Raw genomic sequence first — 592 nt, forward strand, 5'->3', positions numbered from 1 at the left:
CAAGGAGACGGTGGCCGGGGAACAGGGCGGCACCCGGACCTTCGCCTACAACCCCAAGTCTCCCACCTGTGGCGGCTTCGAGGGCCAGCGGTGTGAGGTGAAGGACGCGAACGGGAAGGCGACGAAGTTCCACTACGACGCCAAGGGCAACCTGGACAAGGTCACCCCGCCCACCCCACTGGGCGAGACCAGCTACACCTACGACGAGGCCGGACGCCCCGTCACCTCCACCGACGGCCGCGGTACGAAGACCACGTACACCTACGACCACCGCGACCGGATCACGAAGGTCGCCGGCCCCAACAACTGGGCCGAGTACAGCTATGACGGGGACGGCAACGTCACCCAGCGCTCGGACGCCACCGGTATCACCAAGTACGCCTTCGACCCGCTCAACCGGGAGACGATCCGCACCCTCCAGGACGGCTCCCAAACGGTGCTGGCCTACAGCCCCGAGGGCAACGTCGAGTCCTACGCCGACCCCAACGGCACGGTGAAGTACACCTACAGCAAGACCCACAAGCTGCTCACACTCACCGACCCGCAGGGCAAGAAGACCGAGTACGACTACAACGCGAATGACGCCCGCACC

Annotated in this window: 1 pseudogene; it reads left to right on the forward strand. The window is 65.9% G+C overall.

The features are described from left to right. Positions 1-10: 10 nt before the first annotated feature. A pseudogene (locus tag ABD343_RS40665) lies at positions 11-592 on the forward strand (RHS repeat-associated core domain-containing protein); the annotation flags it as partial.

The organism is Streptomyces albiaxialis, from assembly GCF_039530985.1.
Classification (GTDB): Bacteria; Actinomycetota; Actinomycetes; order Streptomycetales; family Streptomycetaceae; genus Streptomyces; species Streptomyces albiaxialis.